Source organism: Samsonia erythrinae, from assembly GCF_004342665.1.
Taxonomy (GTDB): Bacteria; Pseudomonadota; Gammaproteobacteria; order Enterobacterales; family Enterobacteriaceae; genus Samsonia; species Samsonia erythrinae.
Genome location: NZ_SMBY01000001.1, coordinates 732,697 through 753,250, shown reverse-complemented (window position 1 = coordinate 753,250; position 20,554 = coordinate 732,697). Strand labels below are relative to the sequence as shown.

Genomic DNA, 20,554 nt, shown 5'->3' with positions numbered 1-20,554 from the left:
TATCGCTTATCAAGCGCGTTTCAATAACGTCAGCACTTCATAGTGCGCGGTATGCGGGAACATGTCGAACAGCTGCACGCGCAGCGCGCGGTAATTCGCCAGTTCCGTCATATCTTTCGCCATGCTTTCGGCGTTACAACTGGAGTAGAGAATATAGTCCGGCGCCATATGGCTCAGGTAGGCGCACAGTTCACTGCCGATACCGCGACGCGGCGGGTTAACGAGCACCAAATCGGGGATTTCCGCATTACCTGTGGCGAACTGCGTTGAATCCAGCGCCTGAAACGCCACCTGCGTCAACCCCAGTTGATCCGCCGAGCGGCGCGCACAGGCTATCGCCTCGGCGCTGATTTCGATCCCCGTCAAACGCATTTCGGGTGAGGCGCAGTGCAGCCCAAACCCGCCAACCCCGCAAAACAGATCCCACATACTGCGAATGTTCAACTCTGCGACCCAGTCGCGCGCCGTCGCATACAGCGCGGCGGCCACCTGTGGGTTCGTCTGGAAAAAACTTTGCGGGCGGATATACAGCGGCACCTGATTAAGCCGCTCGGCTAACGCGGTAGCGTCACTCAGGATAATTTCCGTTTTGCCTTCCATAATCGCCTGATGCACCGGCTGGATGTTGGCGGATATCACCTCAAGCTGCGGCAATCGCTGCTGTAACCAGGGCAACGCGGCACGTAGCTGCGTCAGTTTGGTTTCCGAACGCAGGACAAAACGCAGCATGAACGTGCCGTGCTGCGTACTCTCCGTCAACAGCAGATATTTCAGCTCGCCGCGCCGGCGAGCCACGTGATAAGGCGTCAATCCCGCGCGAGCGATAAACGTTTTCAGCACCGCGAAGACAGGGGCAAAGCTGGCCGGATAAAGTGGACAGTCACAGAGATCGACCGCCGTACCATCACGCTGTAACATCCCCAGCAGTGGGCGCTCCACGCTGCCGCTCACCACCATTTTGGCTTTATTACGAAACGCCGACTGCATCGATACCTGCACCGGCAACCAGCGTTGGACGGCGTGCGGTTGCAGTAAATTTTCAAGATGTTGTTGTTTATCAGATAATTGCTGGGGGTAGGCTTTTTCCAACCATTGGCAGGAACGGCAAGCTCCTGTGCTGTAGCGGGCACAATGCATAAACGGTCTGACTATTAAGAAATACAGAATGAGGCATTATATCACCCGCGCGCGCCGCACTGCGATTTTTCCGCGTATGACGCGTCGGCGCGATTGACGGAGGGCTATCGAACGCGCTATTTCTGACGCAGAAAAAAACGTTTACTGCGTCGCGGCAGAAACAGTAAAACCATCACCAGCAGATCCGGAATTTTTTGCAGCAGGAGCTGATGCAGTACGGCAGCATTGTTCTCTCCTGAAATATGGAATATCGCCGGCATGAACTCACTGAGCGACGCCAGCAGCAGATAACTCGCCACGACGGCCTGACAGGCCACATACCCCCATCGCCCCCGGTTACTCCCCGCCAGTACGGCAAACCCGCAGCGGATTTCCACGCCAACGATAACCAGAGATAACAACAACACCAGCGTTGAATCCCAGGCCCTCGCACTGCTGCCAATCCAGCCGCTCAAATCACTCAGTCCCAACTCCCATACCAACAGCACCATTCCTAAAAGGCGGGTAGCAATAATTGCAATCCCTGCAACCATGACGGGCACCGGAGCATAGACTTTGCGTTGTGTCATATCCTTCTTCATGTACAGAATTTCAACGCTCTCCCTTTATGCAGCCAGTTATCGGCCAGAAATACGACATCCGCTTACACATTGGCTGACAATATAAAACTGAATACAGATATATAAAACAGCAACGCCCCCATACTGGCGGCGTTGCTGGAAATCTTCGCTCGGCGAACAAATGACGATGAGAGATCGAATCAGCCGCGTCTCGCTTTTTGCATATCGCGATAGCGTTGCTTTTCGGCTCTCGCCATAAACCACCAGGCGATAAAACCAATAATACCGACGACCAATAATATCAGAGAAGCCAATGCGTTAATTTGTGGATTAACACCCATTCTGACGCTGGAGAACACCAGCATCGGCAACGTTGTCGCGCCCGGCCCCGCCACGAAACTGGCGATAACCAGATCGTCGAGCGACAGCGTAAACGCCAGCAACCAGCCGGAAAGCAGCGCCGGAGCAATCATCGGCACGGTGATAATGAAGAAGACCTTGAACGGGTTCGCCCCCAGATCCATAGCCGCTTCCTCAATCGAACGGTCAAGTTCACGCAGGCGAGCGCTGATCACCACGGTGACATACGCCGTACAAAAGGTGACATGCGCCAACCAGATCGTGAGCATGCCTCGCTCCGCAGGCCAGCCGATGGCATGCCCCAATGCAACGAAGAGCAACAGCAGTGACAACCCGGTAATGACATCCGGCATCACCAGCGGCGCGGTCAGCATAAAGGCGAACCCATTGGCGCCGCGAAAACGACCAAAGCGCACCATCACGACGGACGCGATCGTCCCAAGGATCACGGCCATGGTTGCCGAAGCGGCAGCAATCGTCAGGCTCAGAAGCACCGCGCTGATCATCGCCGAATTATGGAACAGTTCGACGTACCAACGCGCCGACCATCCGGCCCAGACGGTCACCAGCTTAGAGCTATTGAACGAATAGATCACCAGCATCAGCATCGGCGCATAAAGGAACGTAAAGCACAGCACTAAAATGACAATACGCCACGGTGAGCGAACGACAGGTAAATGATTCACGCTTCACCCTCCGCAGTTTTATTCTGATGTTTGTGAAACCAGATAATCGGCATAATCAGCAGCAGCAGCATGACTACCGCGACGGCAGAGGCCACCGGCCAGTCCCGGTTATTGAAGAATTCCTGCCACAAAATTCGGCCAATCATGATACTGTCCGGCCCGCCGAGCAGCTCTGGGATCACGTACTCCCCCACCGCGGGGATAAACACCAGCATTGAACCCGCGATAATCCCGCCTTTGGTCAGCGGAACGATCACGCTGAAGAACGTTTTCAGCGGCCGCGCGCCCAGATCCAGCGAGGCTTCCACTAACGAATAATCCAGCCGCATCAGTGCGGTATAGATCGGTAGCACCATAAAAGGCAGGTAGGAATATACGACACCGATATAAACCGCCAGATTGGTATGCAGAATAATCAACGGCTCATCAATCACACCCAGCCACAGCAGAAAGTTATTCAGGATGCCGTTATTTTTCAGGATCCCCATCCAGGCATACACACGGATCAGGAATGAGGTCCATGACGGCAGGATCACCAGTAACAACAGGATATTACGCGTTGAAGGTTTACTGTGCGCCACCGCCCAGGCCAGCGGGTAGCCAATGAGCAGACAGCACAGCGTCGACACCGCAGCAACCTGAAGGGATTGCAGATAGGCGTCGAAATACAGCGGATCGTCCAGCAAGTGCAGGTAATTCCCCAGATTCAGGGAAATATCCAGCTTGTCATCCATCCACGACACCAGATCGGTATAGGGCGGGATCGCGCGCGCCATCTCTGCCAGACTGATTTTGAACACGATCAGGAACGGCAGCATAAACAGCAGCAGCAGCCACAGATAGGGCAACGCGATAATCAGTTTACGTCCGTGCTGTTGACGCCAGCGCGCCATCAACACACGGATCCAGAGTCTGGCCTTGCCCGGTGGTTCCGCCGTGCTATGTTCAGAAAATAAAGTCATGACTCCTTCCTCGCTACACCGTCAGAACCACACAGCTATCGGCATCCCAGCACAGCCGAACCTCATCTCCCCAGGTCGGTGTGCCTTTGCGATAGCGATAAGCATTTTGTAACTGGGCGCTGATGATTTGCCCGCTGTTGAGCCTGACGTGGTAAATCGACAAGTCGCCCAGATAGGCGATATGCACGACTTCGCCGACGGCAAAGTTGCAGCCGTCAGCCGGAACGTCTTCGCACAGCATAATTTTCTCGGGACGTAATGCGATGTAGACCGGAACGCCATCCACCACCGACACATCCGAATCGACCTTCAGCGGATGTACCAGCCCGGGGCTTTTCATGATCAACGCATCGTCCTGACGTTCCTGCAAGATCCCTTCGAACATATTGACCGAACCGATAAACTCCGCGCTAAAACGCGTGTTCGGATGTTCATAAATCTCTTCCGGCTCGCCAATCTGTACAAATTTACCGCGATTCATAATGGCTATACGTCCCGCCATCGTCATCGCTTCTTCCTGATCGTGCGTCACCATCACGCAGGTCACGCCGACCCGTTCCAGAATATCCACGACTTCGAGCTGCATACGATCGCGCAGCTTCTTATCCAGCGCCCCCATCGGTTCGTCCAGCAGCAGCAGTTTGGGACGCTTCGCCAGACTACGCGCCAGCGCAACACGCTGACGCTGACCGCCGGAAAGCTGATGCGGTTTGCGATTGGCAAACTCCTGCATATGCACCAATGACAGCATCTCTTCCACGCGATCGTTGATTTCCGCCCGCGGCAGCTTGTCCTGCTTCAGACCAAACGCGATATTCTTTTCCACGCTCATATGTGGAAAGAGCGCATAACTTTGAAACATCATATTAATGGGGCGCTGGTAAGGCGGCACCAAAGATAAATCCTGACCATCCAGCATAATTTGCCCCTGCGTGGGGTGTTCAAAACCCGCCAGCATACGCAGCAAAGTGGATTTTCCACAGCCGGACGCGCCGAGCAGAGCAAAAATTTCGCCTTGATAAATCGTCAGGCTGACATCATCGACAGCGGCCTGACCATCGAATGATTTCGTCAGGTTGCGCACTTCCAGCAGCGGCGTCGCCGCTTTTTGCAGTTTGGGTTGAGGACGGGGAATCGCGTCATTCACTTCGCATTGCTCTCCGGCAAAAGCAGAACACGCCACACCGCTGATGACGCCATGAGGCGTTTCGCCATTCAACGCTGTGACACAATATCGCGCGCAAACAGGCGGTTCATCCGCCTGTTTGCGCCACGTTTTATACCCCTCCATTTCAGGTTGCCGACACCGGCAACCATCAAACGCTGGGCAACGAGTCAGATCCGAAAGGCTATTTACCGCTTTTAACTTTAGTCCATGCCCGTGTACGTGTGCGATCAATCTGAGGCGATTGCACCTTGAGTGTAAAGAGCTTGGCACGGACATCCGGCGGCGGATAAATGCCAGGGTTATTTCGAATCGCTTCATTCACCAAAGGCAAGGAGGCCAGATTTCCGTTGGCGTAATACACGTGGTTACTGATATCCGCCATCACTTCCGGCTTCATCAGGTAATTCAGAAACGCATAGGCTTCATCAAGATTTTTAGCGTCTTTCGGAATCGCAAAGACATCAAAGAATGCCAGCGCACCCTCTTTGGGGATGCTGTATTGGATATTCACCCCATTATTCGCTTCTTTTGCCCGGTTCCCCGCCTGCATGATATCGCCCGCCCAACCGACCGCGACGCAGATATCGCCATTGGCCAGATCGTTGATGTACTGCGACGAATGAAAATAACGAATGCTCGGACGCAGCTTCAGCAGGAGAGCGGTCGCGGAGGTAGTATAATCCCCCGGTTTGGTACTGTTCGGATCTTTGCCCTGATAATTCAGCACGGTTGCGAAGATCTCTTCCGGAGCATCTAGGAAGGACACGCCGCAACTCTTCAGTTTTTCCAGGTTCTCCGGCTTCAACACCAGATCCCAACTGTCCACCGGAGCATCGGCCCCCAGCGCAGCTTTGACTTTCTCGACGTTATAACCGATACCGGTCGTCGCCCACAGGTATGGCAACGCATATTTGTTGTCCGGGTCGTGATGTGCAATCAACTTCAGCAACTCAGGATCCAGCTTGTTGTAATTCGGTAACCTGCTTTTGTCGATGGGTTGAAAGACGCCAGCGGAGAGTTGGCGCTCCAGAAAACTGGCGGAAGGCACAACCAGATCAAACCCCGTACTGCCCGCCATGAGTTTGCCTTCCAACACTTCATTGGAATCAAATACGTCATAGACGACCTTAATACCGGTTTCTTTCTGGAAATTGACTAATGTGTTTGGCGCGATATAGTCGGACCAGTTATAAACGTGCAGCGTTTTTTCTTCCGCAGATGCGGTGACGGACGCGGCCATCATCAAGCCGGCAACAACACCCGATAGCCATTTTTTACGTTGGGTGAACATCCGTTCCTTCCTCCATACCAGGGGTGATTCGTGGGAGTCAATGTGTATCATGCCGCAACAAAACTTGTCCTGCTCATGTCGGCCGCGAGCAAAATCAGTGAATGAGTATGCACCGTATTTTAGTCGGGCAGACACGGACATCGCTTGAGTTTAGTCGTCCGCCTGTTACAGGAATAAAGCATAACCGCACAACTTCGTGCGCACCATACTTCAACGTAAAAATGGGTTTTAACGATTATTTATGCACATTTTATCGATGTGATGAAGGCATTTAGCAACAAACGAAGAGAAATATCTGGCAATACCGCATAATAAGCAGCATAAACGGCGAAAAAAAGAAAATGAGTAAAACTTATCGCTGCCGTTGGCAGCAATAGCCTCAATGCAGATGAGAGACCGTGGTTCTTACAGCAGAGGCCTCTTCTTCCTCCCCGATAAACAGCATATTGTTAGCGCTTGCCTCAAGGATCACCATTGAGATTTGTTCTTCTGATTGCAGCATAAAATGTCTGAGCTGCTCCAACGTCATACCAGCGGCTACGCTAACCGATTGACAGACAATCAGTTTCGGCAAATTATCATCCTGAACGTCAATAAATGCCTTCACCGTCAACGAACTGGCGTTGATCTGACTCAGTTCACCAACCAGAGGGATCAGCGCACTGGGCTTTACTTCGGCCAGCGCGGAAAACAGGAGCACGTTATCCACCAAATCCACTTTCGCATCAAACACGCCATCAAAATTTTGCATATGAGGAAGATGGAGCGCCTGACAGGAATCGCATTCAAAGTAGATGATGTTCAGTTGATCCAGCCACCGCCGTAGCATAGTCAAATCCAGGACGATGAGTGAATCCATCATGTTAGCCTCATACCTATCGCCGTCACGACAGTGTTGTTGAAAAGAGAACACCCTTCACGCAGAAGCGATGTCAAAACGTCCCATAGCTTACGGAATATCGCGTTGCGATGCCATGAGAAAAGCGTTCCATTGCCCGCTTTCATTGCTTCACCGCTCGGCGGTCTGAAACCCACCGCGCGGGAAAACCAAGCCACGCCGTATATTACGACGCAAGAGGCGTTTGAGAAAGCTAACCTTTACGGATTGTTGTCGATGTTGCGGCGCGCGTTCGGGCGTTTTGTTCAATAAATTCGATCATGATGCCGGCGATGTCGATTCCGGTGACGGTTTCGATCCCTTCCAGCCCCGGTGAAGCATTCACCTCCATCACCAACGGCCCCCGTTCGGCCCGTAAAATATCCACGCCCGCGACATTCAGCCCCAGCGTCTTCGCCGCCCTGATGGCAATCGCACGCTCCTGTGGCGTCACGTTCACCTTGTTTGCCGTACCGCCACGATGCAGGTTTGAACGAAACTCCCCGGCTTTCGCCTGACGCTCGATGGCCGCGACAACCCGATTCCCGATCACGAGACAGCGGATATCTCTACCCTGCGCTTCATGCACATATTCCTGTACCAGAATATGCGCATTCAATCCGCGAAATGCATCAATGACGCTTTCCGCTGCCTGACGTGTCTCTGCCAGCACAACACCAATCCCTTGCGTTCCTTCCACCAATTTCACCACCAGTGGCGCCCCGCCGACCATCGCCATCAGGTCGCTGGTATCATCCGGCGAATGCGCGAAACCCGTGATCGGCAGATCGATACCGTCACGGGCAAGCAGTTGCAGGGAATGGAGTTTGTCACGGGCGCGGATTACCGCGACAGAATTATTCAGCGGGTAACTCCCCAACATTTCAAACTGACGTAATACCGCAGTGCCGTAAAAGGTGATCTTTGAACCGATCCGTGGGATTACCGCATCGAATTTATCCAGACGCCGTCCCCGATAATGCACCGACGGCGACGCCGAATTGATGTTCATATAGCAGGAAAGCGGATCGATAATTTCAACGCTATGTTTACGCGCCTGAGCAGCTTCGCGCAGGCGCTTACAGGAATACAACGATCCATCATGAGACAGAATGGCTATCTTCATAAACCGCCTATCGATGTTATCGTAGCGCCCATCCTTGTTGATGCAAATAGTCCAGCATGAATGGACGTAGCTCTTTTTTTAGCGTCCGTTCGACATGCTCGCTCCAGCTGTCGCGACGGCTGCCGGTACGCTGCAAATAATACTCCACCATTTGCTGGTCATATTGCGCCAGGACATCACGATCAAGCGGGTGGTAGACATTTTCATGCAGCATCATGGCCGTTGGCATACGCGGCTTCAACATCGGTTCGTCATCCGGGTGCCCCAGACACAGACCGAACAGCGGCAGAACCCGTTTTGGCAATTGCAGCAATTGCGTCACGTCCGCAATACGGTTACGGATCCCGCCGATAAATACGCCGCCCAATCCAAGTGATTCAGCGGCGATCAGCGCATTCTGCGCCATAATGGCGGTATCGACACAGCCAATCAGCAGTTGCTCCGCCAGCCCGGTTTCCGCCTGCGGGAAAATCTCCACATGGCGATGGAAATCAGCACAGAAAACCCAAAACTCCGCAGCCTGCGCCACATAACGTTGTTCACCGGTATAGTGAACCAGCGTCTCCCGCACCGTAGGATCGGTAATGCGGATAATGGTGCTGCATTGTAAAAAACTTGAGCTGGATGCGCTTTGTGCAGAGGCAATGATGGCATGGCGTTGTTCATCGGTCACGGCCTGAGAGGTAAAGGCACGAATAGAACGGTGGCGTTGCAGTAAATCAATGGTTGGTGTCACACTAGGCATCCTTCTGTCAAAAAAACACGTCATCAGGCTTGCCGACGCGCGCCCATCGCCGCTCGACGCGGACAGAGAAGGCAAACGCGCTGGCAGTCTATTTCCGCGCCGCGACGGGGCGATCTGCCCTTCCGGGTCACAGACCAAAACATCCCTGCGCACAGCAACATAATACCGCCTGAAACACCGCGGAATTATAGGCCAGTTGCCATGAGCTGCCTATGACTTCGCGAACGATAGCCGCCGCAAATTAATGTAACAGGTAATTACACCTTTTTTTCATCAGTCAACACAGGCATAGTAGCTAAATAGCAACAATGTCATTAATCGTGAGATTATTCGCGAGTCCCCTCTTCCGCAGCGATGACGCTGGGCATTGCCAGAATTAAGAACACGGTCTAATTTTACAAAGGAGTTTTACATGTTCGCTGTCATTTTCGGGCGTCCTGCCTGTCCTTACTGTGTCCGTGCAAAAGAGCTGGCTGAGAAACTGGCTTCGCAACGCGACGACTTCAGTTTCCGCTACGTGGATATTCACGCGGAAGGCATCACAAAAGAAGATTTGTCCAAGACGGTAGGAAAACCGGTTCACACCGTACCGCAAATTTTCCTGGACGAAAAACACATTGGCGGCTGCACTGATTTTGAAGCCTATGCCAAGGCGCATCTCGACCTGTACCCGTCATAATCACCCGACAGGCAAGACAATGGCGCGGCAAACGTCGCGCTGTTTTATGGGTGTTGAGAGCAAACCGCTCAGCGTAAATAGCGTCGATAAAGACCGAGCAAGCACTGTACGATCAGGGCACCCAACAGACACCAGAATACTGCGCTCATCACATAGGCCAGTTCTTGCCAGAAAGAATGCTCCGGCGTGTTCCACAGTTGCAGCATCAGACATACCGGCATGGCCGCCAACGCGCCAAACAGCGGATAAAGCAGGCGACCGCGTGCGGAAAAAAAGCTGGCAATGATACCGGGCAACAGAAAGAGCAACATGCCGGGATCGCCCCGTAGACCGCCTTCCGCAGTGTAATCCGCGACATCAATCTTTTGACTCAGGAACACTACGCCAAACAACAAAAAACAACAGGTCGCGCCTACCCAACCTTTATTCCTTGCCATAAATCGCCTCTCTCAATATGCCGCTCACCTGCAACAGCCGATACCCAAACGGCGGTACGGCAAAGATGATGGGCTGTGCTCGTCATCCGTCTAGCTGCCCGGTACTGTTATCTGACTGCAACCCGACGTCTTTAGGCTATCAATCCCTGCTATGACAACACATGAGGCTCCGCTACGATTTATGCGAAAAAATGGATTATCCGCAGAGAAAAGAGCGGCGAATCCTTCGCATTCCAGCAATAGCAACACCACAATGATTAAATTAAAACAATCATTACACTGAACAATTTTTATTGGATAATTTATACTAAACGAGGCCGATCCCTTTGACTCGATGTGTATTAATCCTGTTTCGGGAGTTCCGGCATTTCATGGCTAAATCTAGCCGTTATAATCAATAACATCAAGCAGTTACTAGTAAACAATAAGTTGCACTTCATGAATATAAACGTCGCTGATTTGTTAAATGGGAATTACATTCTGCTGTTATTCGTGGTCCTTTCATTAGGACTTTGTCTGGGTAAATTACGCCTCGGCGCAGTACAACTGGGTAATTCTATTGGCGTTTTGGTTGTTTCTTTATTACTTGGCCAACAGCATTTTTCGATTAATACGGAAGCGCTGAGCCTTGGCTTTATGTTATTTATTTTTTGCGTGGGCGTGGAGGCCGGGCCTAATTTCTTTTCTATCTTCTTTCGCGACGGAAAGAATTATTTCATGCTGGCGCTGGTGATGGTCGGCAGCGCGATGCTGCTGGCGCTGGGTTTAGGCAAACTTTTTGGCTGGGGAATCGGCTTGACGGCGGGGATGCTGGCCGGCGCCATGACCTCAACGCCGGTGTTGGTTGGCGCCGGCGACACACTGCGTAATACTGTCAGTATGGGGAGCCAGCTCAGCATTGAGCAGGACCACCTGAGCCTCGGCTATGCGCTGACCTATCTCATCGGCCTGGTCAGCCTTATTTTTGGCGCCCGCTACCTGCCCAAACTCCAGCATCAGGATCTCCCCACCAGCGCACAGCAAATTGCACGCGAGCGCGGGCTGGACGCCGATAGCCAACGCAAAGTCTATCTGCCGGTTATCCGCGCCTATCGCGTCGGCCCTGAACTGGTGGATTGGGCGGACGGTAAGAATCTGCGCGAGCTGGGGATCTACCGTCAAACCGGTTGCTACATTGAGCGGATCCGACGCAACGGTATTCTGGCCAATCCCGATGGCGATGCCGTATTACAAATCGGCGATGAAATCGCATTGGTTGGCTATCCCGATTCTCACTCCCGCCTGAACTCCAATTTCCGTGATGGTAAAGAGGTATTCGACCGCGATTTGCTCGATATGCGCATTGTGACGGAAGAGATCGTGGTGAAAAATCACAATGCCGTCGGTAAGCGCCTCAGCCAGTTGAAACTCACCGACCACGGCTGTTTCCTTAACCGGATTGTCCGCAGCCAGATAGAAATGCCGATTGACGATAGCGTCGTACTGAATAAAGGCGATGTCTTGCAGGTCAGCGGCGATGCCCGACGCGTTAAAAGCATTGCCGACAGAATCGGGTTTATTTCCATCCACAGTCAGGTCACCGACCTGCTGGCCTTCTGCGCCTTTTTCGTGATCGGCATACTGGTGGGCCTGATCACAATCCAGTTCAGCAACTTCACCTTTGGCATCGGCAACGCCGCGGGATTGCTGTTTGCCGGCATCATGCTGGGGTTCCTGCGCGCCAACCACCCGACCTTCGGCTATATTCCACAAGGTGCCCTTAATATGGTGAAGGAGTTCGGCCTGATGGTCTTTATGGCTGGCGTTGGCTTGAGTGCGGGGAGCACCATCAACAGCAGTCTGGGGGAAATCGGTATCCTGATGTTGGCCTCGGGGTTAATTGTCAGCCTGGTTCCCGTGGTGATTTGCTTTCTGTTCGGCGCGTATGTCCTGAAAATGAACCGTGCGCTTCTGTTTGGCGCCATGATGGGCGCGCGCACCTGTGCGCCGGCCATGGAGATCATCAGCGATACGGCTCGCAGTAATATTCCGGCGCTCGGCTATGCCGGTACGTATGCCATTGCCAATGTGCTGTTGACGTTGGCCGGTTCGCTGATCGTCATCATCTGGCCGGAATTACCTGGCTGAACAGGTAAAAAACCGACATTATTTTCCGGAAAAGCCAGAACTTTTTGCTGGCGCGAAAGTCTGAATAAGTGCCACTGCTTTTCTTTGATTCCCCTTATTGAGGAGCCCGTCGTTCACGCCGTTCAGGTTCAAGAACGATGGGCGTTTTCTTTTCGGACTTACGCCGCACGATCCTTTCCTTTTTGTCCTCAACGCGTTGTTCCGGCACATACGTCACGCCGCAAATTGTTACTAAAATAACATTAATTAATTTTATTGTTATTTTTATGACAATGAAATCGTTGAATGTCATAATGAAGGTATCTCACTTTATCCCCTGAATCCCGCAAGCTGCGCTCAGTGCAATACACCGGCAGCACGAGGAATGGCGGATCGCCCACACATCAAGGAGTTGTCATGACAACCGAACAGTATGATTACGCTCGTTATATCGACCACACATTGCTGGCAGCCAATGCCACCGAACAGCAGATCGCCAAACTGTGTGATGAAGCGATAGCGCACCGCTTTTATGCCGTGTGCGTTAACTCAGGCTATGTTCCGTTCGCAGCCGAAAAGCTGAAAGGCACTGACGTACAAGTGTGCTCCGTTATCGGTTTCCCTCTCGGCGCAGGCCTGACATCCACCAAGGCTTTTGAAGCGAAAGCCGCTATTGAAGCCGGCGCGCAGGAAATCGACATGGTGATTAATGTCGGTTGGCTGAAAAGCGGCAATATCGCTGCCGTAAAAGCGGATATTCAGGCGGTGCGCGAGGTTTGCGCCGCTATACCGTTAAAGGTAATATTGGAAACCTGCCTGCTTAATGACGAAGAAATTGTGCTGGTGTGTGAAATGTGTCGTCAGTTAGATGTCGCTTTCGTCAAAACGTCAACGGGATTCAGCACGGGCGGCGCCCGCGAAGAGCACATTCGCCTGATGCGCCGTACTGTCGGCAATGAGATGGGTGTGAAAGCATCCGGCGCGGTTCGCGATCGCCAAACGGCGCAGCGTATGATTGAAGCCGGCGCGACGCGCATCGGCACCAGTTCAGGCGTTGCCATCGTTTCTGGCGAAACCGCCGCCGCAGGAAACTATTAACAACCAAAGAGCGCAATCCACAGGGCGCGGGGAATTCTATGGAAACACGGCGCGACGAACGAATCGGCAGGCTGGTTCAGGCATTAAAAAAAACCGATAAACTCCATCTTAAAGACGCCGCACAGCTACTGGGCGTATCCGAGATGACCGTCCGTCGCGACCTCAACGCCGATCCCACCGCCGTCACGCTGCTGGGCGGCTATGTTGTCAGTGACCTGAAAAATAACGGTTCCACCCACTATTTCGTCTCCGACCAGCAGACAAAACAGGTCAGGGAGAAACAGGTTATTGGTGCCGCCGCGGCCTGTCTGGTGGAAGCAAACGATACCGTGTTCTTCGACTGCGGCACCACCACACCTTTTATCATTGATGCCATCCCTGACGATCTTGCCTTTACCGGTATTTGCTATTCCCTCAATACTTTCCTGGCGTTACAGGAAAAAAAAGCAGGCCCTGTGGTTCTGTGCGGTGGGGAATACCATCCCGATAACGCCATCTTTACCCCGCTCAGCCAGCGCTGTGAACTGGATAATATTTGCCCGAATAAAGCCTTTATTTCCGCGGCAGGCATCGAACTTAGCGCCGGCGCTACCTGTTTCAATTTTGCCGAGCTGGGCATGAAACAACGCGCGATCGCCTCAGCGCAGCACATTATCGCTGTCGCGGACAGCAGCAAATTCGGACAGATCAAACGCGCCTGTATCGGCCCGGTGACGCTGTTTGATACGGTCATTACCGATAGCGCACCCGCTGAACGCTACCTGCGTTATTTCTCAGACCACCATATTCGGTTAATCCTCGCGAAGAATTAACCGAATAGCCCGCCAAACCACTGCTGAACTTTCATCACGATGGTGTCCCAAAGACGGCTAAAGAAACCGGATTCTGGGATATCATCCATCGCGACCAACTGGCGCTGTCCGATGCTTTTACCGTCCAGTTGAAAATCAATCGTACCCACCACCTGATTCTTCGTGAGCGGCGCTGAAAGCTGCGGCTGAGTCAGCGTAAAGCTGGCTTTCAGGTTCTTCATCTGCCCTTTCGGAATGGTCAACGCCGCGTCCTGCGCCACGCCAAGACGTGCTTCTTTCGCCGTCCCAAACCAGACACGCTGCGTCGTAAAGGGAGCATCTGCTTTGATTGGCGTCACCGTTTCAAAAAAGCGAAAACCCCAGGTGAGCAGCTTTTCACTTTCGCGAAAACGAATCGCATCCGTCTCCGCCCCCAGCACCACGGAAATCAGACGCATGTTACCTTCCGTCGCCGAAGCCACCAGATTGTGCCCTGCGCCACTGGTGTGCCCGGTTTTCACGCCGTCGACATTCAGGTTGGTGCTCCATAACAGCCGGTTACGGTTACGCTGGCGAATATTATTGAAGGTGAACTCTTTTTCTTTGTGCAGGGCGTATTCTTCCGGGACATCCCGGATCAGCGCTTGTCCTAATCGCGCCATGTCGCGCGCGGTGCTGTACTGCCCTGGCGCATCAAGGCCGTGCACGGTCAGGAAATGCGTGTTCGTCAGGCCAAGCGCCTTCACATATTTATTCATCAGGCTGACAAAGGCGTCCTGACTGCCCGCGACGTAATCCGCCAGCGCAATGCTGGCATCATTGCCTGACTGAATAACAATGCCTTTATTTAACTCGGAAACCGGAATGCGGTCACCGGGTTTAAGAAACATCAAAGACGAGCCGCGTAGCACCGGGTTACCCGTTGCCCAGGCATCTTTCCCGACCGTGACTTCGTCGGTCGGGTGAATTTTACCGGATTTAATGGCTTGCCCAATTACGTAGCTCGCCATGATTTTGGTCAGGCTGGCAGGGTCAAGACGTTCATCGGCATTGCTCTCCGCCAGCACCTTACCGCTGTGGTAATCCATCAGAATAAAGGCCTTAGCGCTAATCTGCGGCACAGATGGCGCCTGTTCTGCATTGGCGACAGGGGCCAGGCCAATAAGCAGTAACGCACCGATGGAAAAAGACGTGAGTCTGGTCTGGAAAGGAGTTGTTTTCATGAGATCGCCGCAATATCCATACGTTGTTAAAAATACTTAATTTTCAATATTTTTTGCAAACATTGGCAATACCCAAAGGTAACGCTTCATCTCCGGTAAGAAAACCGGCCTGTCTGTAAAGATAGTCAAAGATATGAAAACGTCTAAAAAAACCAGATAGAAAAAAGGCTTAGCTGAAACGGTGCGTTTCTGAAAAGGCCAGCCGTACACAGCAACGATAAGGAAAGTGCGGGCAGGCACAAGCAAGTCGCATTCGCCTCCTTGTGCCTGAGCATCACCTGTCACGCTAGCGTCGTTCGCGTTTGTCCGCACGTTTTGACAGCCAGTCGCCCAGCGTTTGTACGACCTGCACCAGAATCACCAGCGCAATCACGGTGATGATCATCACGTTGGTTTCGTAACGGTAATAGCCGAAGCGGATCGCTAAATCCCCCACGCCGCCGCCGCCGACAATCCCAGCCATCGCCGAATAGCCAATGAGGCTCACCAGCGTAATCGTCAGGCCGCGCAGTAATCCTGCTTTCGCCTCCGGCAGCAGAACCGTACCAATGATGCGCATCGGACTGGCGCCGAACGCTTCGGCAGCCTCCACGATACCGGGGTCGATTTCACGCAGCGCGCTATCCACCAGACGGGCGTAAAATGCGATCGCCGCAACCGACATCGGCACCGCCGCGGCCACAGGGCCAATGGTGTTACCCAGTAGAAGCTGCGTCAGCGGCAGAAGCAGCACCAGCAAAATCACGAAGGGAATAGAGCGGATGATATTCACCAACACCGTGCTGCACAGATATACGGTACGGTTTTGCCAGAACAGGTTCCTGTCCGTAACATAAATCAACAGCCCCAGCGGTAAACCACCGATGATCGCAAACAGCGTAGAGATGCCTACCATCTGGAAGGTTTCCCCGAATGCGGCAACCAGATCGATCCATAAATCAGCCATGCAGCACCTCCACGTTTGCGGTTCTTACCTGAATGTGCGCCACCGCTTCCGTCACCTTTCCGGGATCGGAGGGATGAGTCAACAGCGCCACGAGGATCCCTAGCGCACGGCTACCGATGTATTCGATTTTGCCATGCAGAATGTTGACGGAGACGCCGAAACGCGTCGCCACATCCGAGAGCACCGGCTGTTCCGCCGATTCGCCGACAAACAAAATTTTCAACAAGGTGCCTTGTAAATCCTCCTGCAAACGAGGCGGCAAGGCGAGATCGAGCGTATGGGCGACCAGTTGCCGGGTAAATGCGTGCTGCGGCGTCGCGAAAATATCGAAGACATCCCCCTCTTCTACCACCTTGCCGCCCGTCATCACCGCAACCCGGTCGCACACCGTCTTGATCACGCTCATCTCATGAGAAATCAGCACGATGGTGATGCCCAGCTTATCGTTAATCTCTTTGAGAAGCGCCAGAATGGCCGCTGACGTTTCCAGATCGAGCGCCGAGGTCGGCTCGTCGCACAACAAGACTTCCGGATCGTTGGCAATGGCCCGCGCAATGCCCACGCGCTGCTTCTGTCCGCCGCTAAGCTGCGCCGGGTAGGATGACGCTTTATCCGTCAGCCCCACCAGATTCAGGATCTCCGGCACGCGCGCGGCGATCTCGGCACTGGATTTCCCGGCGGCTTTCAGACTGAAGGCCACGTTTTCCGCCACGGTCCGCGTTTGCATCAGATTGAAATGCTGGAAGATCATACCGATCTTTTGCCGCTGTTCCCGTAGCGGCAGCCCCCTCAGTTCGCTGATAAGCACGCCATTAACGCGCACACGGCCCGCCGTCGGCCTCTGCAAGAGATTAATGGTCCGCAGCAGCGTACTTTTCCCCGCGCCGCTGGTCCCGACAATCCCATAAACCTCCCCGCGCCTGATGTGCAACGACACGTTGTCTACCGCGCGGTTTCCCGGTTGTTTCCCCTGCGGAAAATCAACGCTCACCTCTTCTAACTGGATCATTATCCGCAAACTCCTGGCCTTGGCGGAAAGAAGAAAGCCGGTCATAGACCGGCCAGATGCTATTGGTGTAATCTGAACTTTACTGTGCGGGCGCCGGCATTTTCGCTTGCATCCACTCGGGTTTCTGGAACTGGCTGTACATCAATGCCGGATCGTTTATCACCGCGGCATACGCGGGCGATTCCACAACCGCCTTCGTATCTTTAACAAATGGCTTGTCCAGATCGGCGGTACGCACGGCAATCACATTCTTCAGATTTTCATCCAGCGTTTCCAGCTTGATGGCCGATGACAGTTTCAGGCCGGAGGCCAGCGCGAAATTACCGTTTACCAGCGATGCCGTCACGCTATCCAGCGTGCGCGGCAGTTGCGCCGCTTCCATGGGTTTGAAGACCAGCCCGCGCGGGTTTTCCAGGATATCCTTTTCTGAAGCCTTGGTCGGATCGATATCAGCCTTGATCGTAATCAGCCCCATTGCTTGCAGGAAACGCAGGCCGCGCGCCAGATTGGTCGCATCGTTAGACAGCGTTACCACGTCCCCTTTTTTCAACTCATCCAGGGATTTTATCTTCTTCGAGTAGAGTCCCATGCTGGCCGTTGGAACGATAATCAGAGGGGATATTTTTAATCCTTTATCGGCGGCAAACTTTTCCAGATACAGCGAATGTTGAAAAAGGTTGGCATCAATGCTGCCGTTAGCCAGCGCCAGATTGGGCTGAACGTAGTCGCTGAATTCACGTACAACGACCTTATAGCCTTTCTTCGCCAGCTCAGGTTTGATCGCCAAATTCACCATATCGCCATACGGCCCCGGCGCCACGCCAAACGTGATAGTTTGCGGATCGCCGGCCATAGCCAGTTGCATACCGGCGGCGAGCAGCGTGATGCCCAGCGCGGCGCGAACAGAATGCGTCAATTTCATTGCGTAACTTTCCTGTCTGAATGTAACTTGCTGTCATTATTAAGAATGACAAGTTAAATCATAAAGACTAAAAAGGCATATCATTATTTCACATCGACTGTCGCAAACATCTGAATATTACTCATGCAGAAAGAGGTTACTATGATAACGATTTGGGGTCGTGATAACTCGACCAACGTAAAGAAAGTCCTGTGGTGCGCCGAAGAGCTGGCACTGCCTTATCAGCATATTGCGGCAGGCGGGCAATTCGGCCGTAACCATGACGCCGATTATCTGGCGATGAATCCTAACGGCCTCATTCCCTGTTTGCAGGACGACGAACTGGTGCTGTGGGAATCCAATACCATCGTGCGCTATCTGGCCGCGCAGTATGGTCAGGATACGCTCTATTTCGCCGACGCAGGTAAACGCGCGAGTGCCGAAAAGTGGATGGACTGGGCAGCCTCCCTTGCGGTTTCTTTCGGACCGGTGTTCATTAATATGGTGCGCGTCGCGCCGGAAAAACGTGATATGGCGTTGGTACAAAGAGGCATCGCTGAATGCGAACGTCTGTTCGATATTGTCGATGCGGTCTTGGCTACGCAGCCGTGGCTATCCGGCGAACAGTTCGGCGTCGGCGATATTCCGTTAGGGTGTATTATTTACGGCTGGCTGAATATGCCGATTGAGCGACAACCACACCCACATCTGGAACGCTGGTATCAGCAACTTACCGACCGACCGGCTTACCAGAAGCATGTCATGATCCCGCTGTCTTAAGTGAAACAGGCACCATAAGGTGCCTGAGTTTTCACTCCAGTCCGACTTTCAGCAATTTGCCATTGTCGTGATCGGTCAGCAAATAGAGGTAGCCGTCCGGCCCCAGCCTAACGTCGCGGATGCGTTCACCACGATCGCCCAGCAAGCGCTGCTGTGACACCACCTTATCGCCATCGAGCGTCAGGCGAATCAGGTTCTTTTCCGCCAGCGCGCCGATAAAGACCGAATTTTTCCACTGTGGAAAACGATCGCTGTCATAGAAAGCCATACCGCTGATTCCCGGCGATTTTTCCCAGTAAAAATCAGGATCCGCCATACCGGCGACCGTCTTTCCTTTCGCTTCTGGGATCTTCAGCCCGGAATAGTTAATCCCATGCGTAGCAATCGGCCAGCCGTAATTTTCCCCCGCTTTAGGGATGTTGATTTCATCACCGCCTTTCGGGCCATGTTCGTTTTCCCACAATACGCCGGACCACGGATTAATCGCCAGCCCCTGTGGGTTGCGGTGCCCATAAGACCAGATTTCCGGCCGCGCGTTAGGCGTATTCACAAACGGATTATCGGGCGGCACCTTGCCGTCCGCCGTCAGGCGAACAATTTTACCCTGTAACTTATCCAGATCCTGAGCGGTCGGACGTTCGTTATTTTCGCCCAATGCGATAAACAGATGCCATTGTCGATCAAAGGCCAGCTTGCCGCCGAAATGGTTGCCCGTAGACAGTTTCGGCTCCTGACGGAAGAAAACGGTGAAATCCTCTAGCCGTTGGTTATCTGCGGAGAGTTTGCCATAGCCAACAGCGGTTCCCGCTTTCCCTTCGCTCCCTTCTTCCGCAAAGCTCAGGTAGACGCGTCGATTCTGGGCGAAATCCGGCGATAGCGCGACCTCCAGCAGCCCGCCCTGTGACTTCGCAAACACCTCCGGCACGCCAGTTATCGGCGCGGACAGACCGCGTCCCGCTTTCCATACGCGTAAGTTCCCGGCACGCTCCGTAATCAGAATCCCCTGATCCTGCGGCAAAAACGCTAATGACCACGGGTGATCCAGCTTATCTTGCAGTTCCGTCACCCTCGGTTCCGCCGCCCATAACTGGCCGGAAAACAGTAACGTGGCGCTAAGCAGCAGCCAACGTGACGCAGCGGAAAATCGTCGTAGCACGGTGTATGAAGCAGAATTACGGGGCATCAGGCAACAGAACATAACGTTGTCTCCATCCGACAAAAGTCCTGTAAATTTAGGCGGCAGGCGATGCTTGTGCAAAAAAACGGGGCAAGGTTTACATTTATTGAAGAAATTCAGAGAAACCAGAGGTTAAAGCGGCGAAAATGAATAAGTCAGATTATCTCGGATGAATCAGCCTGATTTTGTTTTTATCCCACGATGTCATCACATTTTTGTATAACCACATAGGCTGCACGTTATCAAACGACTCTTCGCTCAATTCTTTAGTCAACGTCGTCTTGCCCGATCCATTCGGGCCTGCAACTAACCTCAAGCTCGGCAAAGTAACTCCCTGAGTTTGAGAGACGGCTGACCGTCTACAGGTTTAATTTCTGAAAACCCCCTCGCCACCGCGATAAAGTGCGGAGTTTTACACCACCGACTATAAGGATAATCAACTATGGTGTAGAATCCTCCGGTTTTTATTTTCTGTTGATTTTGTGAGCGAATAAT

The 20,554-nt window shown here is 53.0% G+C and carries 21 protein-coding genes; 5 read left to right on the top strand and 16 right to left on the bottom strand.

What is annotated here, in order from left to right:
- Positions 1–9: 9 nt before the first annotated feature.
- The 9 genes from rlmC to nfsA all read right to left on the bottom strand — a co-directional run bounded on the left by rlmC (position 10) and on the right by nfsA (position 8,903).
- The gene (gene rlmC, locus EDC54_RS03370) at positions 10–1,137 is read right to left on the bottom strand and encodes a 23S rRNA (uracil(747)-C(5))-methyltransferase RlmC (protein ID WP_132453188.1); all 1,128 of its coding nucleotides are present in this window, start codon (positions 1,135–1,137) and stop codon (positions 10–12) included.
- 116 nt (positions 1,138–1,253) lie between these two features.
- Positions 1,254–1,706 carry a YbjO family protein gene (locus tag EDC54_RS03365; RefSeq protein WP_132453186.1) on the bottom strand — a complete coding sequence of 151 codons (453 nt, stop codon included), beginning with the start codon at positions 1,704–1,706 and terminating at the stop codon, positions 1,254–1,256.
- A 191-nt stretch (positions 1,707–1,897) separates the two neighbouring features.
- Positions 1,898–2,743 (bottom strand): putrescine ABC transporter permease PotI, encoded by an 846-nt coding sequence (potI, locus tag EDC54_RS03360; RefSeq protein ID WP_132453184.1) that lies wholly within the window; start codon positions 2,741–2,743, stop codon positions 1,898–1,900.
- The gene (gene potH / locus EDC54_RS03355; RefSeq protein WP_132453182.1) at positions 2,740–3,705 is read right to left on the bottom strand and encodes a putrescine ABC transporter permease PotH; all 966 of its coding nucleotides are present in this window, start codon (positions 3,703–3,705) and stop codon (positions 2,740–2,742) included. The genes potI and potH overlap by 4 nt, the downstream gene beginning before the upstream one ends.
- Before the next feature lie 13 nt (positions 3,706–3,718).
- Positions 3,719–4,852 (bottom strand): putrescine ABC transporter ATP-binding subunit PotG, encoded by a 1,134-nt coding sequence (potG, locus tag EDC54_RS03350; protein ID WP_132453656.1) that lies wholly within the window; start codon positions 4,850–4,852, stop codon positions 3,719–3,721.
- Positions 4,853–5,054: 202 nt separating this feature from the next.
- Entirely contained in the window at positions 5,055–6,164 is a 1,110-nt protein-coding gene (gene potF / locus EDC54_RS03345) for a spermidine/putrescine ABC transporter substrate-binding protein PotF (RefSeq protein WP_132453180.1), read from the bottom strand.
- A 379-nt stretch (positions 6,165–6,543) separates the two neighbouring features.
- On the bottom strand, positions 6,544–7,023 hold the full coding sequence (locus EDC54_RS03340) for a YbjN domain-containing protein (RefSeq protein ID WP_132453654.1): 480 nt from the start codon (positions 7,021–7,023) through the stop codon (positions 6,544–6,546).
- Positions 7,024–7,255: 232 nt separating this feature from the next.
- Entirely contained in the window at positions 7,256–8,167 is a 912-nt protein-coding gene (rimK, locus tag EDC54_RS03335; protein WP_132453178.1) for a 30S ribosomal protein S6--L-glutamate ligase, read from the bottom strand.
- A 16-nt stretch (positions 8,168–8,183) separates the two neighbouring features.
- Positions 8,184–8,903: an oxygen-insensitive NADPH nitroreductase gene (gene nfsA / locus EDC54_RS03330; protein WP_132453176.1), complete on the bottom strand. Its 720-nt coding sequence runs from the start codon at positions 8,901–8,903 to the stop codon at positions 8,184–8,186.
- A gap of 421 nt (positions 8,904–9,324) precedes the next feature.
- On the opposite strand from nfsA, the gene EDC54_RS03325 reads away from it, so the two are divergent.
- The gene (locus tag EDC54_RS03325) at positions 9,325–9,591 is read left to right on the top strand and encodes a GrxA family glutaredoxin (protein WP_132453174.1); all 267 of its coding nucleotides are present in this window, start codon (positions 9,325–9,327) and stop codon (positions 9,589–9,591) included.
- Positions 9,592–9,659: 68 nt separating this feature from the next.
- Here the strand turns inward: EDC54_RS03325 and EDC54_RS03320 are convergent, their stop codons facing one another.
- Complete coding sequence (locus EDC54_RS03320; protein WP_132453172.1) at positions 9,660–10,028, bottom strand: inner membrane protein YbjM; 369 nt, start codon at positions 10,026–10,028, stop codon at positions 9,660–9,662.
- Positions 10,029–10,466: 438 nt separating this feature from the next.
- Here EDC54_RS03320 and EDC54_RS03315 point away from each other — a divergent pair, with 438 nt between their 5' ends.
- From EDC54_RS03315 to deoR, 3 genes are all read left to right on the top strand, one after another.
- Positions 10,467–12,155 (top strand): aspartate:alanine antiporter, encoded by a 1,689-nt coding sequence (locus EDC54_RS03315; RefSeq protein ID WP_132453170.1) that lies wholly within the window; start codon positions 10,467–10,469, stop codon positions 12,153–12,155.
- A 396-nt stretch (positions 12,156–12,551) separates the two neighbouring features.
- Positions 12,552–13,232: a deoxyribose-phosphate aldolase gene (gene deoC / locus EDC54_RS03310; protein ID WP_132453168.1), complete on the top strand. Its 681-nt coding sequence runs from the start codon at positions 12,552–12,554 to the stop codon at positions 13,230–13,232.
- A 38-nt stretch (positions 13,233–13,270) separates the two neighbouring features.
- On the top strand, positions 13,271–14,044 hold the full coding sequence (deoR, locus tag EDC54_RS03305) for a DNA-binding transcriptional repressor DeoR (RefSeq protein WP_132453166.1): 774 nt from the start codon (positions 13,271–13,273) through the stop codon (positions 14,042–14,044).
- Here the strand turns inward: deoR and EDC54_RS03300 are convergent.
- The 5 genes from EDC54_RS03300 to EDC54_RS03280 form a co-directional block, all read right to left on the bottom strand.
- Complete coding sequence (locus tag EDC54_RS03300; protein WP_132453164.1) at positions 14,041–15,246, bottom strand: serine hydrolase; 1,206 nt, start codon at positions 15,244–15,246, stop codon at positions 14,041–14,043. The two genes, deoR and EDC54_RS03300, sit on opposite strands and share 4 nt — an antisense overlap.
- A 36-nt stretch (positions 15,247–15,282) precedes the next feature.
- A complete protein-coding gene (locus tag EDC54_RS03295; RefSeq protein ID WP_132453162.1) occupies positions 15,283–15,531 on the bottom strand; it encodes a hypothetical protein in 249 nt (82 codons plus the stop codon).
- Between the two features lies 1 nt (position 15,532).
- On the bottom strand, positions 15,533–16,192 hold the full coding sequence (locus EDC54_RS03290) for a methionine ABC transporter permease (protein WP_132453160.1): 660 nt from the start codon (positions 16,190–16,192) through the stop codon (positions 15,533–15,535).
- Positions 16,185–17,201, bottom strand: coding sequence for a methionine ABC transporter ATP-binding protein (locus EDC54_RS03285; protein ID WP_132453158.1), 1,017 nt, complete (start codon positions 17,199–17,201; stop codon positions 16,185–16,187). The genes EDC54_RS03290 and EDC54_RS03285 overlap by 8 nt, the downstream gene beginning before the upstream one ends.
- A 79-nt stretch (positions 17,202–17,280) precedes the next feature.
- A complete protein-coding gene (locus EDC54_RS03280) occupies positions 17,281–18,123 on the bottom strand; it encodes a MetQ/NlpA family ABC transporter substrate-binding protein (protein WP_132453156.1) in 843 nt (280 codons plus the stop codon).
- A 141-nt stretch (positions 18,124–18,264) separates the two neighbouring features.
- Between EDC54_RS03280 and EDC54_RS03275 the strand changes: the two genes are divergently transcribed.
- Positions 18,265–18,882 carry a glutathione S-transferase family protein gene (locus tag EDC54_RS03275; protein WP_132453154.1) on the top strand — a complete coding sequence of 206 codons (618 nt, stop codon included), beginning with the start codon at positions 18,265–18,267 and terminating at the stop codon, positions 18,880–18,882.
- A gap of 31 nt (positions 18,883–18,913) precedes the next feature.
- Here EDC54_RS03275 and EDC54_RS03270 read toward each other — a convergent pair whose 3' ends face one another.
- Positions 18,914–20,080, bottom strand: a complete 1,167-nt coding sequence (locus EDC54_RS03270; RefSeq protein ID WP_132453152.1) for a PQQ-dependent sugar dehydrogenase — start codon at positions 20,078–20,080, stop codon at positions 18,914–18,916.
- Positions 20,081–20,554: the final 474 nt, after the last annotated feature.

Bases quoted from the DNA above. Each gene is read 5' to 3' on its own strand.
- EDC54_RS03315 (WP_132453170.1), top strand. From the start codon at position 10,467: ATGAATATAAACGTCGCTGATTTGTTAAATGGGAATTACATTCTGCTG.
- EDC54_RS03365 (WP_132453186.1), bottom strand. From the start codon at position 1,706: ATGACACAACGCAAAGTCTATGCTCCGGTGCCCGTCATGGTTGCAGGG.
- EDC54_RS03270 (WP_132453152.1), bottom strand. From the start codon at position 20,080: ATGTTCTGTTGCCTGATGCCCCGTAATTCTGCTTCATACACCGTGCTA.
- EDC54_RS03275 (WP_132453154.1), top strand. From the start codon at position 18,265: ATGATAACGATTTGGGGTCGTGATAACTCGACCAACGTAAAGAAAGTC.
- EDC54_RS03290 (WP_132453160.1), bottom strand. From the start codon at position 16,192: ATGGCTGATTTATGGATCGATCTGGTTGCCGCATTCGGGGAAACCTTC.
- potF (WP_132453180.1), bottom strand. From the start codon at position 6,164: ATGTTCACCCAACGTAAAAAATGGCTATCGGGTGTTGTTGCCGGCTTG.
- EDC54_RS03300 (WP_132453164.1), bottom strand. From the start codon at position 15,246: ATGAAAACAACTCCTTTCCAGACCAGACTCACGTCTTTTTCCATCGGT.
- potH (WP_132453182.1), bottom strand. From the start codon at position 3,705: ATGACTTTATTTTCTGAACATAGCACGGCGGAACCACCGGGCAAGGCC.
- EDC54_RS03325 (WP_132453174.1), top strand. From the start codon at position 9,325: ATGTTCGCTGTCATTTTCGGGCGTCCTGCCTGTCCTTACTGTGTCCGT.
- EDC54_RS03285 (WP_132453158.1), bottom strand. From the start codon at position 17,201: ATGATCCAGTTAGAAGAGGTGAGCGTTGATTTTCCGCAGGGGAAACAA.
- deoR (WP_132453166.1), top strand. From the start codon at position 13,271: ATGGAAACACGGCGCGACGAACGAATCGGCAGGCTGGTTCAGGCATTA.
- deoC (WP_132453168.1), top strand. From the start codon at position 12,552: ATGACAACCGAACAGTATGATTACGCTCGTTATATCGACCACACATTG.
- EDC54_RS03340 (WP_132453654.1), bottom strand. From the start codon at position 7,023: ATGGATTCACTCATCGTCCTGGATTTGACTATGCTACGGCGGTGGCTG.
- rimK (WP_132453178.1), bottom strand. From the start codon at position 8,167: ATGAAGATAGCCATTCTGTCTCATGATGGATCGTTGTATTCCTGTAAG.
- EDC54_RS03320 (WP_132453172.1), bottom strand. From the start codon at position 10,028: ATGGCAAGGAATAAAGGTTGGGTAGGCGCGACCTGTTGTTTTTTGTTG.
- EDC54_RS03280 (WP_132453156.1), bottom strand. From the start codon at position 18,123: ATGAAATTGACGCATTCTGTTCGCGCCGCGCTGGGCATCACGCTGCTC.
- rlmC (WP_132453188.1), bottom strand. From the start codon at position 1,137: ATGCATTGTGCCCGCTACAGCACAGGAGCTTGCCGTTCCTGCCAATGG.